The sequence below is a fragment of the Arthrobacter sp. K5 genome (genome assembly GCF_040448525.1).
GTDB classification, from domain to species: Bacteria; Actinomycetota; Actinomycetes; order Actinomycetales; family Micrococcaceae; genus Arthrobacter; species Arthrobacter globiformis.
On sequence record NZ_CP159279.1, the window covers coordinates 3,296,902 to 3,311,175 of the forward strand.

Sequence of the window (14,274 nt, forward strand, 5' to 3'; positions counted from 1 at the left end):
ATGCGGACAACCAACGCCGGCTACAACACCATCACGCCCGACGGCGCCGTGAAGCGGGCGGACGGCGCAGACTTCGCGTACCTGCCGGCGCCCACCGTGCAGAGCCACGCCGCCAACCTGCTGACCCTGCCGGACGGCCGTCTCGGCTGCGTATGGTTCGGCGGCACCCAGGAAGGCGTGCCGGACATCTCCATCTGGTTCTCCACCCTGGAGCCGGGCAGCGACCAGTGGTCACCGGCGCAGCAGCTGTCGGACGACCCCACCCGGTCGGAGCAAAACCCGATCCTGTTCGCGGCGCCGAATGGGGCGCTCTGGCTCCTGTACACCGCGCAGAAGGCGGGCAACCAGGACACGGCGGAGGTCCGCCGTCGTACTTCAACGGACAGCGGCCGCACCTGGGGGCCGGTGGAAACGCTGTTCCCCGCCAACGAAACGGGCGGCGTTTTTGTCCGGCAGTTGCCGGTGCTGCTGCCGTCCGGCCGCCTGATCATCCCGATTTTCCGCTGCATCACCACGCCGGGGGAGAAGTGGGTGGGCAACAGCGACGACAGCGCCGTGATGATTTCCGACGACGGCGGGGCCACCTGGAGCGAGCACATCCTGCCGGGCAGCCTGGGCTGCGTCCACATGAACATCCAGCCTGTGGCCGACGGCTCGCTGCTGGCACTGTTCCGCAGCCGCTGGGCCGACTCGATCTACGAATCCCGCTCCACCGATGACGGCACCACGTGGAGCGAGCCCGTTCCCACCGAGCTGCCCAACAACAACTCCTCAATCCAGTTCGCGGCGCTCGCCGACGGCCGCCTGGCGCTGGTCTACAACCACAGCCGCGCGGAGGAGAACACCGAGCGGCGGCTCTCGCTGTACGACGAAATTGACGACGACGGCCTGGCCGCCGAACAGGGCCAGCTCACGGAACCGGATCCGGCTGCCGGCGCCGGGACGGACGACGGCGGGCGGCGCGCCTTCTGGGGGACGCCGCGCTCGCCCATGACGCTGGCCATCTCGGAGGATTCGGGCCGCAGCTGGCCCATCCGGCGCAACCTCGACGTGGGGGACGGCTACTGCCTTTCCAACAACTCCCGCGATGGCCTGAACCGGGAGTATTCCTACCCGTCGGTCCACCAGGGCCCGGACGGTGCGCTGAACATCGCGTACACCTACTTCCGGCAGGCCATCAAGTACGTCCGTGTGGACCCGCAGTGGGCGTACGAGGGCAGCACGACACCGGGCGGCGACGAGCGGTGACCGGCACCCGCCACGCGATTGTCACGGGCTGCAGCTCCGGGATCGGCAAGGCGATCGCCGAACGGCTGCTGGCCGACGGCTGGGCCGTCACCGGGCTGAGCCGCAGCGAGGGCTCGCTGGGGCCGGGGTTCCGGTGGCTGCACGCTGACCTGTCCGACCCGGCGTCGGTGGCGGAGACCGCGGCGAGGATTGACCCTGCGGACGCGCTGGTGCACGCCGCCGGATACCAGCGCACCGCGCTGCTGGGCGAGCTGGACCCGGAGGCGCTCGCCGGCATGTTCGCCGTGCACGTCGGGGCTGCCAGTGCGCTGGCCAACGAGGTAGTGCCGCGGATGCCCGACGGCGGCCGGGTGCTGCTGATCGGCAGCCGGACCTCCACGGGCGCGGCCGGCAAGAGCCAGTACGCTGCCACGAAGGCGGCGCTGATGGGCATGGGCAGGACGTGGGCGCAGGAACTTGCCCCGCGCGGCATCACGGTCAATGTGCTGTCGCCGGGGCCCACGGACACGCCCATGCTGGCTGACCCCGGGCGGGCGGCCACACCGCCGAAGCTTCCGGCCCTCGGCCGGCTCGTGGATCCGGAGGACGTTGCGGCGCTCGCCGGTTTCCTGCTGGGGCCGCACGGAAAGTCCATCACGGGTCAGAACTACGTGATCTGCGGCGGCGCCTCCCTGTGAGGTGCCGCGCTGTAAGCCGCCCAGCCGCCCGACCCCTACGATGGTGACAGCAAAGGAGAGCCACAGATGACCACCGCCAAAGCCAGGCGCGAAGAGATCTACCACCTCGCCGTTACCACTGGGCTGGCGTCTGTGGAGGAACTGTCGCGGCATTTCCGGGTGACCGCTTCCACCATCCGGCGCGACCTGGCCCACCTGAACGAGGAGGGGAAGCTGACGCGGACCTACGGCGGGGCCGTAGCGCTGGGCGCGCACCCTGAACCGTCCCTGCGGCAGCGGACCGGCGAGGCGTACGAGCAAAAGCACGCCATCGCGGCCTGGGCTGCCGCGGAGGTGAAGGACGGCGAGAACATCCTGCTCGACGGCGGCTCCACCGTCGGTGCACTGGCGCACGCACTGCGCGGGAGGGAAAACCTGTCCGTCACGACGCCCGGAATCAACACGCTGCAGGAGCTCGCTGACTCGCCGGGGATTCAGGTGGACTGCCTCGGCGGCCGGCTGCGCGGCGTGAGCCAGACGTTCGTGGGTCCCCTTGCCGAGGCGGCCCTGGAACGCATGAGCTTTGACCGCGTGTTTCTGGGCGCCGACGCCGTCACTGCCGACGATGGGCTCTGCGAGGCGGACCACGCGCAGACCAGGCTGAAGGAACTCATGGCCCGGCGCGGCGACGCGGTCTATGTCCTGGCCGACTCCAGGAAGCTGGGAAAACGCCCGTTCCATGCCTGGGCGAAGCTCGCCCTGCCATGGACCCTGGTGACGGACTCCGGCGCTGACCCGGGCCAGGTGGCGCTGTTCAGCGAGGCCGGCGTGCAGGTGCAGCTGGTTCAGGTACCGGCCGGGCAACAGGCTTCTGCCTAGGACCGCACCCGGGGAGCGTCTAGCATTGTGGAATGACTGAAGCGAACGAAGATTCGGCCGTTCTGCAGCTGCAGGACATCCTGATCGGGGCCGACAATGTTGACGGTTTCCTTGAGGGTTTGGCCGGATTTGCTGCGTCCACCCTCACCGGTATGGCGGGAACGGCCGTTGAATGCGCCATCACCTTGAAGCGGCGCAGGCAAACTTCAACCGTTGCGGGCAGCAGCCCACGCGCAGTAGAGCTGGACCACATCGAGCAGCGCGTCGGCGACGGGCCGTGCATCCGGGCGCTTTTCACCATGGCTCCCGAATTGCTCAACGATGTCCGAACGGATGACCGCTGGCCGGAATACCAGAAGCAGCTGGCCGAGCACGGTGTCTACAGCAGCCTCGGTGTGCCGTTGGACATTGGGGACGGAGCCAGTGCGGCGCTGAATTTTTTCGGTCCCACACCCGGCCTGTTCACGTCCGAGCTCTTCGACAGGGCGGTCGAGTTCGGCGACCTGGCCAGCCGGACGCTGCACCTGTCGGTTCGGATCGGGGCCGCCCAGGCCCGGGCGCAGAACCTTGAGGCCGCCATGCAGAGCCGGACCGCGATAGACGTTGCCTGCGGCGTCATCATGGCGCAGAACAGGTGCTCGCAAAAGGAAGCCATGGAGATCCTGACCAAAGTTTCGAGCAACCGGAACCAGAAGCTGCGCGACGTCGCCATGGAACTTCTGGGCAGGCTTACGGGATCAGCTGTCGAGACACATTTCGAGTAGCCTTCGGCCACCGCCGGGCTACTTCGCCCCTTTGCCGATCATGGAGGCCGGGGGTTTGGGGAACGGCTTGGCCGGATACATCTTGGCTACCTTCAGCATGTAGTTGGCCCACTGCGGCCCGGCGATCATGTAGCCGTCGATCCGGTCGTAGTGCTTGCCGTTGATGGTGATGTTCCTGCCGGGCCGTTTCTGGCCGTTCAGGGCGTCCCCGAAGAAGGAGGCCGTGGCGATGCCGCTGGTGTAGCCCAGTACCCACGTGGCGCCGTTGCTGTTGTTGGTGCCGGTCTTGGCCGCCACGGGGACCTTGCTCTGGACTTTGGGATCGATGTAGACCCCTGAACCCTTCTTGAGCACGTCCTGCAGCACCGAGTTCACACCGCGGGCAATGTTCGGCTCCACGGCGGTCCGGCACGCCGGCTGCTGGCTGGCCAGCACCCGTCCGGTGAAGTCGGTGATGCGCTGGATCGCGATCGGTGCGCAGTAGCGGCCGTCGGCGGCGAAGGTGGCGAAGGCGGTGGCCAGGTTGAGCGGTGACACGGCGGTTCCGCCGAGTATGTTGCCCAGCTGGTGCATGTTGATCCCGGACCCGTCCAGACCGCTGTGCAGGCCCAGGGTGTCCACCATCTTTTGGATGCCGCAGATGTCCAGCTGTGCGACCTCGGCGAAGGTGGCCGTGTTGATGGAGTTGTACAGCCCGTAGTTCGCGGGCATCCTGCGGTAGTAGCCCGCCGACGCGTTCTGCAGGTCATCCGCAGCTTCCAGGCCGGCGGCGCGCTGCTTGCTGCTGTAGCCGCCAACCACCTTGGCGCATGAATCCCGCCAGCGGAAACCCAGCGGGTACTCCCGCCGTGAGGCGTCCACCTCCTCGGTGATCTTCCGTCCCTGGTGCAGCCACTCGGCGAACGTGAACGGCTTCATGGTGGATCCGGGCTGGAACCCGCCCGCACCGTTGAGGTCGTTGCCGTTGGCGTCCTTGGCATCCACATTGAAGTTCAGCTGGGTATCGAACTTACCCGGCTGCGGGAGGAACACCGTGTTCTGCGCCATCGAGAGGATCTTGCCGGTGCCCGGCTGGAGCGTCAGCAGCGAAGCACCCCACTTGCCCGGATTGGCCCCGGCCGTGGAGTTCACCTGGGCCTGGGCGGCCGCCTGCAGACGGCTGTCCAGGGTGGTGGTAATGGTGAGCCCGCCCCGGAACAGCTTCTGCTCCCGGGCTTCCGTGTCCGCGCCGTAAGCCCGGTTGTTGAGGATCAGATGGGACACGTAGTCGCAAAAATAGGGGGCGATGGTGGCTGCGGCGCAGCCCTGCCTCGAGTTACGGATTTTCAGGCCAACGCCGGTGGCGGCGGCCGTGTCGTGCTGTTTCTTGGTGATCTTGCGTTGCGCCAGCATGGCGTCCAGGACCAGGTTGCGCCGCTTGAGCGAGTTCTCCGGGTTCGTCACGGGGTCGTAGAGGCTGGGACTGTTGACGAGCCCCGCCAGCATCGCGGCCTGCGGGAGGGACAGCTTGCTCGCCGGGACGCTGTAGAAACGCTGCGCGGCAGCCTCGATGCCGTAGGCGCTGCGACTGAAGAACACGATGTTGAGGTAGCCCTCGAGGATCTGGTCCTTGGTGAATTTCTTCTCCAGCTCAATGGCGAGCTTCATTTCGCGGACTTTGTCGCCAAAGGTCTTCTCCCCGCTGAGGACCACCTCATCCTCGCGGCCGGAGGTAATTTTGGCTTCATTGGCCACGTTGGTGACGTACTGCTGGGTTAGTGTCGACGCACCTTGCCGGTCCCCGCCGGAGACGTTGCTCACCAGCGCCCTGAGGACGCCCACCGGGTCGACGCCGCTGTGCTCATAGAACCGGCTGTCCTCGATAGCTACCACGGCGTCCTTGATGTATGGCGACATCTGCTTCAGCGGAACCCGGACCCGGTTTTCCTCGTAGAACGAGGCGATCAGCTTTCCGTCCGAAGTCAGGATCCTTGTGGTTTGCGCCGGGGGCCGCACCGTCAGGTCGGACGGGAGCCCGTTATAGAAGTTGAGCGAGCCGCTCATCGCGGCGCCGGCAGCGGCAATCTGCGGAACGAAGTAGGCAGCAACCAAGGCTCCACAGACGCAACTAAGCACCACGAACCCGAGCAGCCTTGCGAAGGCCGAATGCGATCGCGATGCCAAGCTTTTGCGTACCATCACTGCGGTTCACACCCCAATAAAAGCGTGTCTTCAGAATACGCTTCACGTGACGGCCGGGCCAGACGACGGCGACCCCCGCTCTAATTAATAAGTATGCTTGCCACCAGCATGCTAAGCATGCTTAGTGTATTTGGGTGAGGCGTCCTGCAGGGAGGCGTTGCCAACCCCAAAACATCTGAGATCCAAGGAGACGCCATGCTCACCACGGAAAACATTGATGATCTGCTACAGCGCAACGGAAACGTCCTTTCCGAGGACGGGAACAAGATCGGGTCCATCGGCCAGGTCTACGCCGACGACAACGATGGCCAGCCGACCTGGGTGACGGTCAAGACCGGCCTATTCGGGACGTCCGAATCCTTTGTCCCGCTGCAGGGCGCCCGAGTTCAGGGCGGCGACATTGTGGTTCCCTACACCAAGGACCAGGTCAAAGACGCGCCCAGGGTAGAAACGGACGGCCACCTCGAACCCTCGGAAGAGGACCGCCTCTTCGGTCACTACGGCCTGGATGGGAACCAGAAGTACACGGGAACGGGCACCCGCGCAGATGCAGGACACGCCGATACAGCCAATGCCGCGTACAGCGACACCCGGACCGGAACAGCCGACGCCCCCGGAACGGTTGGACGCGACACGTCCGGTCCCACCACCGATGACGCGATGACCCGGTCCGAGGAGCGGCTGAACATCGGCACGGAAAGGCATGCAGCCGGGCGGGCCAGGCTTCGCAAGTACGTCACCACCGAGAACGTCACCAAGACTGTCCCGGTGCAGCGCGAAGAGGTCCGGATCGAGCGCGAGCCCATCACGGACGCGAACCGGGGTGCGGCTTTGTCCGGGCCTGACATCAGCGAAGAGGAACACGAGGTGACCCTCCATGAGGAGCGTCCCGTCGTCGAGAAGCAAACAGTCCCGGCTGAGCGGGTCCATCTCGATAAGGAAACGGTGACGGACGAGGTGACCGTGGATGAAGAAGTCCGGAAGGAACGCATCGACACCGACGGCATCGACGAAACACGCCGGTAGCAGGAACTGGTGAAGGCCGGGGCCGCGTTCCGGCCCTGGCCTTCCCGCGCCCCTTCACGCGCCGCCGGGGCTGGTCCCGGGGGCGGCCCATGCCTGCCTACGGCAGGTCGATGTTCGTGAGTTCTACGCGTTTGCCGCCGGCTTCCTCAACCAGAACCATCGAGCGTACCTGCGGGCAGTAATACTTGTGCTCGCGCGAGTTGAACTCCAGCGGTGTCCAGTCGTCCACCTTGACGCAGTCCCTGTAGGTGCCCATCTTCGTCATGACGGTCTGGCCAATGGCGATGGTGTCCCGCATGTCCTCGGCATGGCCCAGGTAGTACTCCTGCCGATAGGTGTCGCCCACGCGCTGTTCGGCCTTCATCCAGATGCCGGCCTTCGCCCCGTCCTGGCCGTGGATAAAGCTGCCGGAGTGATCCTGCAGCTTCCCGTCCTTGAAGTTGTTCACGTCCTCGCCGAAGTACCAGACATCGCCGTTCTTGTGCTGTGCCAGGTAGTCCCTGGTTTCCTCGACGAGCTGCCCGTTCTTGAATTCCTTGTCCAGGTAGATGACGGTTTCGACGCCCTCGATGACCAATGTCTCCTTGAGGATCTCGATTTCGATCCTGTCGCCGCCGGCCCCGTAGGTCATTTTCTTGCCGACGGGAAGCGCGAAGTACTTATTGGTTATCTTCGTCGTGAAATCAGCCGGCGTGATCTGCGGATTGTAGTCAGCAGCCCTGGTTCTCAAATTATTGAGGTAAAAAAATGCCCCGCCAGCCACCAGCAACACGACGATGATCCCCAAGATTATGGTTCGTGCCTTCATGTCCCGTCCCACTCCTCGTTGAGTAGAAACCCTGATCCGGCCCGGCGCACCTGTTGCTTGCCCGGCCCATAGGAAAAAGGTAGACCTGTCGGGCCGCCGGGGACAGAGGCAGCAGCGACATCCGTCAGCTGTGGGCGGCCTCCACGACCCGTTCGCCGTTGAAGTATTCGAGCTGCCAACCGTCGACGGCGTGGTGGTGGGCCAGGTTCAGCACGGCATTGTCGATGCTCTTTAGGGTGCTGCCGATGGCACGGCTGAGGGTCAGGCGGAGGAGCGTTCCATGCGCGACAACCAAAACGCGGCGGCCGCTGAACTCCTCGGCCAGTGCCTCCAAGGCGGCCAGGCCCCGGCAGGCCGCTTCGTCGTCGCTTTCGGCGCCACGGAAGCCGCCGGGAATGCGCAGTGCTTCCAGTTCCGGGCCGGCCTGCAGGCCCTCGGCGGGTCCGAAGCTGCGCTCCGTAAGCTCCGGCACGTGCCGGGCCACTGTGAGCCCCAGGCCGGCGGCGATCAGGTCAGCGGTTTCGGCCGCGCGGCTCAGCGGCGAGGATACGATCGCGTCCCAGCCCTGTCCGGACAGCACGCCGACGGCGTCGCGCGCCTGGCCGCGGCCGACGTCGTTCAGCGGAATGTCGCTGGATCCCTGCAGCCGGCGCTGCGCGTTCCAGTCTGTCTGGCCATGGCGGATGAGGGCGAAAGTCGTAAGGGTCATGCCTTCCATTGTGCCCGAGAGCGTCATTCCCCTTCTTCGCGGAGTGCTTGGGCGATGACCTGGACGAGGACCGAGTACTGGTGGCAGTGCGGCTAGCAGCGCCTTGAACCTTTCCATGGCCCGGAGGGCTTCCGTGCTGTACATGGTCTTCAGCAGTTCCGACCGCGCACGGCCGTCACCGGCCATGAGCGCTTCCATGCCGCGCAGATATCCGCCCAGTTTTCGGGCGGGACGGCGGAGTCATGGAGCTTCTGGGACGCATGGGGCTGGCAGACAAGGCAAAGCAATACCCGTCCCGGTGCCCCAGCGCCCGGGCAGTTCAGCCGAACAGGACCGCAGCTTCGTCGTATCGCTTCTGCGGAACCGTCTTCAGCCGGCCCAGAGCATCCTGGAAGACCACATGTTCAATGTCCGTTCCCCTCTGGGCCACCATGGTGCCCCACAGGCCCTCCACCACCAAGTGGATGGCAGCCATGCCCAGCCGGGTGGCAAGAACGCGGTCAAAGGCTGACGGCACGCCCCCGCGCTGGATATGGCCCAGGATGGTGGCGCGGGTTTCAATGCCGGTCCGGGCTTCCAGTTCCGGTGCCAGCTGGTCGGCGATGCCGCCCAGGCGCGGACGGCCAAAGGTGTCAAGGCCGCGCTCGGAGTGCGGGCTCTCCATGTGCTCCGGCACAAAGCCTTCGGCCACGACCACGAGCGGTGCGCGCCCGCGGGCATGGGCTTCCTTCACCCACTGGGCGATCTGCTCGATGCTGACCTTCTGTTCCGGGATGAGGATGGCGTGGGCGCCAGCAGCCATGCCGGAGTGCAGCGCGATCCACCCGACGTGCCGGCCCATCACTTCGGCGATCATGCACCGGCGATGGGACTCGCCGGTGGTCCGCAGCCGGTCGATGGCCTCCGTGGCGATCTGGACCGCGGTATCGAACCCAAAGGTGTAATCGGTGGCGTCGAGGTCGTTGTCCACGGTCTTGGGAACACCCACGATCTTCAGCCCTGCATCCGTCAGGCGCTTGGCGGCCGCGAGGGTTCCTTCACCGCCGATCGCGATGATGGCGTCGATGCCCAGCCGGTCCATGTGGGCTTTGATGACGTCGGGGCCGCCGCCGTTCTCGAACGGGTTGGTCCGGGACGTGCCCAGGATGGTGCCGCCCTGCTTGGCAATACCGCGGACCATGGTTCGGGGGAGCTCGATGACGTCACCCTCCACCACTCCGCGCCAGCCGTCGCGGAACCCCACGAACTCGTGGCCGTGGACAGCGATGCCCTTGAGGACGGCGCCGCGGATAACCGCATTCAGGCCGGGGCAGTCGCCACCGCTGGTGAGTATTCCAATTTTCATGGTCGGCTCAAATCGTGGGGGAAGCCGATTCCATGGCGGCAAGCACCGACATGGCCTCCTCAACGACATCCGCCGCGGGGAATGATGGCCGGTTCACGCCGGCCATTTCCTCCATGACGCGGACCACCTGGCAGCTGTAGCCGAACTCGTTGTCGTACCAGACATAGAGCACAAGGTTCTTGTCGTTGGAGATGGTGGCGAGGCCATCCACGATGCCGGCGTGGCGGGAACCGACGAAGTCGGTGGAGACCACCTCGGGGGAGTCGATGTAGTCGATCTGTTGGTGCAAGTCCGAGTGCAGCGCCATCTCACGGAGGTAGTTGTTGACCTCGTCCTTGGTGGTGCCGCGTTCCAGGCTCAGGTTCAGGATGGCCATGGACACATCCGGGGTAGGGACCCGGATGGAGCTGCCGGTGAGCTTGCCCTGCAGCTCCGGGAGAGCTTTGGCCACGGCCTTGGCGGCGCCGGTTTCGGTGATCACCATGTTCAGGGCGGCGGAGCGTCCGCGGCGGTCGCCCTTGTGGAAGTTGTCGATCAGGTTCTGGTCGTTCGTGAACGAGTGAACGGTCTCCACGTGGCCGTGGACCACGCCGTACTTGTCGTTCAGGGTCTGCAGGACCGGGGTGATGGCATTGGTGGTGCAGGAAGCCGCCGTCACGATCCGGTCCGCGTCCGTGATGTCGCGGTGGTTGATGCCGTGCACGATGTTCTTCAGGTCACCCTTGCCCGGCGCGGTCAGGAGCACACGGGCCGCACCCTTGCTCAGCAGGTGCTGGGACAGGTCCTCGGCGTCGCGCCAGCGGCCGGTGTTGTCCACCACGAGGGCATTATTGATGCCATAGGCGGTGTAGTCGATGGTGGCCGGATTGTCCGAGTAGATGACCTGGATCCGGACACCGTTGGCCGTGATGGTGTTGGCGTCGGTGTCCACACGGATGGTTCCTTCGAAGGAGCCGTGAACAGAGTCGCGGCGCAGCAGGCTTGCCCGCTTGGCCAGGTCGTTGTCGGAGCCGCGCCGGACCACGATGGCGCGCAGGCGCAGGCCGTGGCCGCCGCCCGCCTTTTCGATGAGCAGGCGGGCCACCAAGCGGCCGATGCGGCCGAAGCCGTAGAGTACGACGTCGGTGCTGGCGCGGCTGTCCGCGCCGCGCTTGCCCACTACCTCAGCCAGTTCGGCACGGAGGAATTCCTCCAAACTCCGGTGGCCGCCGTCGGACTTGAACTTCTGGTTCAGGCGGGCGATGTCGATGGCAGCGGCACCCAGCTCCAGCTGCGCCAGCGTGTTTAGCAGCGGCGCCGTCTCCTCAAGGGGCAGCTCGTCCTTGCTGATCCGGCGCGCGAAGCGGTGCGCCTTCAGGATGCTCATGGTGGACTTATTGACCAGGGACCGGCCATGGATGCTGGTCACCACGTTGTTCTCCCGGTACAGCCGGCCGATCACCGGAATCATAGCTTCGGCGAGGGCCTCCCGGCCCATCCAAGTAGCAAGACTCGAATCTGGGGTTTCTAGCATCGGACTGCCTTTCCAAGAGGGTGGGGTCTGGTTTAGCTCTAGCTCCTGAGGTGGTCCAGAGAGGGGCTTGGCATCCATCGTCCTGCCATTTTCGGGTAGGGGATACGCTAATTCGGGATGGTTTTAACGATCCTTTTGGGTGGGTGTCCGGGTGTTAGGCGGTCATGGTGGCGAACATGAGGGCCATGGTGGTGGCGCCGAGGGCTTCGAGGGCGTGTTCGGTGCGGGTGGAGTGTGTGGTGGTGTGGTGGTGGGTGGTTGTGGTGCGGCGGGTGAGGAGGGTGAGGAAGGTCAGGGCTGCGGTGGCGAAGAGCAGTGTGAGCAGGATGCCGGGTGGGTGGTCCAGTGGTGTTGGCGCTGTTGTGGTGGTGTGGGGTGTGGTGGTCATGGCGTGGTGGGCGGCGGGCGTGGGGGTGTGGTTTGCCGGGCCGGTGCCGTGTCCGGTTCCGGTTGCGGTGGTGGTGGCGGGGTGGGTCATCATGGCGATCATGAGGGCTGCGGCGGCCATGGTGAGGGCGTGGTAGGCGCATTTGATTCTGCCCTGGGTGCCGGCGCAGAGGAGTTTGAATTCGGGCCGGGCGACGGCCTGGATGATGAACCAGAGGGCTGCGGCGGCGAGGAGGCCGATCTGGGCGAGGATGGTGGTGGGTGCGAGGTTCCAGAGCATGGCGGCCATGAGGGTGTTCATGAGGGCGTGGAGGGTGTTGTTGACCCGGTCGGTGAGGTGGTGTGACCGTGTGGCCTGCCAGAGGTGGTAGCTTCCGCCGGCGAGCAGGACGGCGGTGAGGGTCCAGGTAAGTGCGGGGATGTTGAACACGTTCGATCACGCTTTCACTACTGGGATCGGGTCAGGAAAACGGGCCGGTCCCCGATGCTGCCCGCGGGCAGCATCGGGGACCGGGTTGTTGGTGCTGGTCTTTTTTCAGCTCTACTTCATGGAGGGCCTGGCTGTTTAGTGGCCGTTGCTGGTGGAGCAGTGGCCGCCGTTGGTGGTGCGGGTTTCGGTGGGGAGGTTCAGGGTGGGGTTTTGGTTGAAGAAGCCGTGGGGTTCGAGCATGAAGCCGATGTTCTGGCGGGGCATCACGGGCCAGTCTTCGAGGCGGACGACGTGGTGCATGCCGAAGGTGTACCAGACCACGAGGTCCTGATCGACGATGTTCCGGTCTTTCTGGGTCCAGATGTGCAGGCCGTCATCGGCGCCGGTGGCCTGGTTCGGGTACTCGCCGGCGGCGAAGCGTTCGGTCCGGTCGTAGGCGGTGACCCAGAGGTTGTTCCGGGCGAACTGGGCGCGTTTGGAGACGTAGGACTCGTCCCCGGCGGCGAGCTGGATGCCGTTGGTGGGGATCAGCCGGTAGGCGACGGGTTCGTCCACGATGTTCTTCTTCTCGTGGTTGGCGATCTTCCAGAACCGGTGCTTGGCGCCGTCGGTCTTGCGGATCGCGGCCTGTTCGGTTTCCAGGAGCCGGTCCACTGCCTTGAACGCGGTGTGGGTGGGGTTGTGCTCGGGGTATTCCATGTCCACTTCGTAGACGGCGTTGTTCGGGCCATCGACCTCGAAGTCCATCCGGACGTTGAACATGTGCTGGTGGATCGGGGCGTAGAGCCCGTCGTTGTTCAGGGACTGGCCGTACGGGCTCTTCGCACCGGGCTGCTGCCCGGCGGTGGAGAGGATGCCGGTGGCCTTGACCAGGAACTCGATGGACCCATCGAGGAACAGGTGCCAGTAGAACGCGTACTCGTAGTTCGCGACCGTGGCGATGAAGGAGATCACGAGCTTGCGGCTGCGGCGGGTCTCGGCGGTGCCCTCACGGAAGTCGAAGTGCTTCCACAGGATCGAGTCGTCTTCCTCGTGCATGCAGATCGCGTTCTCGATCGTCCACGGGTTGCCGTGGCTGTCCACGCTGTGCCCGTCGAAGTACTGGATCTCGCCCAGGCAGTCACAGCCCAGGGTCAGGGAGTTGGCCATGTTCCCGATGTTGTACTCACCGGAATCGAACGCGTTCTTCTTCGCCTGCACCGGGGCGGTGTCACCGTACGGGACGACCATTTCCGAGAGCGAGGCACGGTTGATCACCGGACGCTCCACACCCTGGTCACGGAACTTCAGCTGGTGCAGGACCAGGCCCTCACGCGGGGTGAACCCGACCCGGAAGGACCAGTCAGCCCACTGGACATGGTTACCGGTCACCTGGAACGAGGCGCCCTCGGGCTGGGTGATCTCGATCGGCTTCAAATCCGTGCGGGCCGGGCCAACGTACTTGGGCAGGTAATTGCCCCGGGCGGACGGGACCGGGATCGCCTGGTCATCCTCGAGCCTGACGACCTCACCGGAGGACAGGTCATAGAACACAATGAAGTTCTCGATCGGGTGCGCGTACGGGCTGTCATCGGGCTCGTCCCGGACGAAGACCAGGGCACGCATCAGACGCCGGCCCTCGGCGTCCTCACCGAAATACCCCACCGACCACGGCTCGAAGCAGACCAGGTCCAGGTCCGTCAGGCCCCGCTTCGCCAAAGCCTCGATAACCTTCGGATCCTTCCGGCACGCCTCCTCACACTCGGCGAACTCATCGAGCATGAACGGCGGCTGGACATTGGCAGCGAGCTGGACCCACGAATCCACCGTCCCGGTCTCCAGATTCACGACCGCCTCGTACGACCGCGCCGCGGCCCGGTCCACCAGAACAGCGTCCGCCTCACGGCCCACCTGCACACCATTGCGCAGGTCCTCCTTGGCCGGCTCACGCAACTCAACGCTGATAAAACGGAACGACTCCGCCGCCGCCGGCCCCTCCTTCAAAACCGCCACCGCACGGGAAATCTCCTCCCGCGACAACGGATCCAACGGATGCGCCACCCCAACAGCGGCTGAAGTTTCAATGTCGAGAGTCATGCTTATCTCCTAGATAAATCCTTGAACAAAATGAGGATGCCTATGGCGTGGAAAGCCTGATGATGTTGCCGTTGGCGGGCGATAGGCAGAAAAGGGTTCCTTCGATTCCCAGAACTGTTCATCCTTGTCAGATCTGTTCATCTCCGGCGCAGATGACTAGGTGTGATACCGGTCACCCGCGCTCCTTCCACAAGCAAAACTACGTCAGGGAATTCGTTTATGAAAGTTATTTATCAAGATTTACTTGAGAAA

At 65.0% G+C, this 14,274-nt stretch carries 12 protein-coding genes; 5 read left to right on the plus strand and 7 right to left on the minus strand.

What is annotated here, in order from left to right; translation table 11 throughout:
• The 4 genes from ABRP34_RS14995 to ABRP34_RS15010 all read left to right on the plus strand — a co-directional run bounded on the left by ABRP34_RS14995 (position 1) and on the right by ABRP34_RS15010 (position 3,547).
• Positions 1 to 1,248 (plus strand): exo-alpha-sialidase, encoded by a 1,248-nt coding sequence (locus ABRP34_RS14995; RefSeq protein WP_353710798.1) that lies wholly within the window; start codon positions 1 to 3, stop codon positions 1,246 to 1,248.
• On the plus strand, positions 1,245 to 1,925 hold the full coding sequence (locus tag ABRP34_RS15000) for an SDR family oxidoreductase (RefSeq protein WP_353710799.1): 681 nt from the start codon (positions 1,245 to 1,247) through the stop codon (positions 1,923 to 1,925). Before ABRP34_RS14995 ends, ABRP34_RS15000 begins: the two co-directional genes overlap by 4 nt.
• Positions 1,926 to 1,991: 66 nt before the next feature.
• Complete coding sequence (locus ABRP34_RS15005; protein ID WP_353710800.1) at positions 1,992 to 2,783, plus strand: DeoR/GlpR family DNA-binding transcription regulator; 792 nt, start codon at positions 1,992 to 1,994, stop codon at positions 2,781 to 2,783.
• A gap of 32 nt (positions 2,784 to 2,815) precedes the next feature.
• Positions 2,816 to 3,547, plus strand: coding sequence for a GAF and ANTAR domain-containing protein (locus tag ABRP34_RS15010; RefSeq protein ID WP_003800557.1), 732 nt, complete (start codon positions 2,816 to 2,818; stop codon positions 3,545 to 3,547).
• Between the two features lie 18 nt (positions 3,548 to 3,565).
• Here the strand turns inward: ABRP34_RS15010 and ABRP34_RS15015 are convergent, their stop codons facing one another.
• Positions 3,566 to 5,725, minus strand: a complete 2,160-nt coding sequence (locus ABRP34_RS15015; protein WP_353710801.1) for a transglycosylase domain-containing protein — start codon at positions 5,723 to 5,725, stop codon at positions 3,566 to 3,568.
• Between the two features lie 198 nt (positions 5,726 to 5,923).
• Here ABRP34_RS15015 and ABRP34_RS15020 point away from each other — a divergent pair, with 198 nt between their 5' ends.
• Positions 5,924 to 6,754 carry a PRC and DUF2382 domain-containing protein gene (locus ABRP34_RS15020; protein WP_353710802.1) on the plus strand — a complete coding sequence of 277 codons (831 nt, stop codon included), beginning with the start codon at positions 5,924 to 5,926 and terminating at the stop codon, positions 6,752 to 6,754.
• Positions 6,755 to 6,851: 97 nt separating this feature from the next.
• Here the strand turns inward: ABRP34_RS15020 and ABRP34_RS15025 are convergent, their stop codons facing one another.
• The 6 genes from ABRP34_RS15025 to ABRP34_RS15050 all read right to left on the minus strand — a co-directional run bounded on the left by ABRP34_RS15025 (position 6,852) and on the right by ABRP34_RS15050 (position 14,022).
• Entirely contained in the window at positions 6,852 to 7,562 is a 711-nt protein-coding gene (locus ABRP34_RS15025; RefSeq protein WP_353710803.1) for a hypothetical protein, read from the minus strand.
• A gap of 124 nt (positions 7,563 to 7,686) precedes the next feature.
• A complete protein-coding gene (locus tag ABRP34_RS15030; RefSeq protein WP_353713376.1) occupies positions 7,687 to 8,280 on the minus strand; it encodes a histidine phosphatase family protein in 594 nt (197 codons plus the stop codon).
• Between the two features lie 310 nt (positions 8,281 to 8,590).
• Positions 8,591 to 9,616: a 6-phosphofructokinase gene (locus tag ABRP34_RS15035; RefSeq protein ID WP_353710804.1), complete on the minus strand. Its 1,026-nt coding sequence runs from the start codon at positions 9,614 to 9,616 to the stop codon at positions 8,591 to 8,593.
• A gap of 7 nt (positions 9,617 to 9,623) precedes the next feature.
• Positions 9,624 to 11,093, minus strand: a complete 1,470-nt coding sequence (locus ABRP34_RS15040) for a glyceraldehyde-3-phosphate dehydrogenase (RefSeq protein WP_353713377.1) — start codon at positions 11,091 to 11,093, stop codon at positions 9,624 to 9,626.
• Positions 11,094 to 11,283: 190 nt separating this feature from the next.
• Entirely contained in the window at positions 11,284 to 11,946 is a 663-nt protein-coding gene (locus tag ABRP34_RS15045; RefSeq protein WP_353710805.1) for a DUF5134 domain-containing protein, read from the minus strand.
• A gap of 135 nt (positions 11,947 to 12,081) precedes the next feature.
• Positions 12,082 to 14,022, minus strand: coding sequence for a primary-amine oxidase (locus tag ABRP34_RS15050; protein WP_353710806.1), 1,941 nt, complete (start codon positions 14,020 to 14,022; stop codon positions 12,082 to 12,084).
• Positions 14,023 to 14,274 lie beyond the last annotated feature (252 nt).

What these genes read in the sequence shown, in the direction of transcription:
- ABRP34_RS14995 (WP_353710798.1), top strand. Translation starts at nt 1, where the DNA reads ATGCGGACAACCAACGCCGGCTACAACACCATCACGCCCGACGGCGCC.
- ABRP34_RS15005 (WP_353710800.1), top strand. Translation starts at nt 1,992, where the DNA reads ATGACCACCGCCAAAGCCAGGCGCGAAGAGATCTACCACCTCGCCGTT.
- ABRP34_RS15010 (WP_003800557.1), top strand. Translation starts at nt 2,816, where the DNA reads ATGACTGAAGCGAACGAAGATTCGGCCGTTCTGCAGCTGCAGGACATC.
- ABRP34_RS15015 (WP_353710801.1), bottom strand. Translation starts at nt 5,725, where the DNA reads ATGGTACGCAAAAGCTTGGCATCGCGATCGCATTCGGCCTTCGCAAGG.
- ABRP34_RS15020 (WP_353710802.1), top strand. Translation starts at nt 5,924, where the DNA reads ATGCTCACCACGGAAAACATTGATGATCTGCTACAGCGCAACGGAAAC.
- ABRP34_RS15025 (WP_353710803.1), bottom strand. Translation starts at nt 7,562, where the DNA reads ATGAAGGCACGAACCATAATCTTGGGGATCATCGTCGTGTTGCTGGTG.
- ABRP34_RS15030 (WP_353713376.1), bottom strand. Translation starts at nt 8,280, where the DNA reads ATGGAAGGCATGACCCTTACGACTTTCGCCCTCATCCGCCATGGCCAG.
- ABRP34_RS15035 (WP_353710804.1), bottom strand. Translation starts at nt 9,616, where the DNA reads ATGAAAATTGGAATACTCACCAGCGGTGGCGACTGCCCCGGCCTGAAT.
- ABRP34_RS15040 (WP_353713377.1), bottom strand. Translation starts at nt 11,093, where the DNA reads ATGGGCCGGGAGGCCCTCGCCGAAGCTATGATTCCGGTGATCGGCCGG.
- ABRP34_RS15050 (WP_353710806.1), bottom strand. Translation starts at nt 14,022, where the DNA reads ATGACTCTCGACATTGAAACTTCAGCCGCTGTTGGGGTGGCGCATCCG.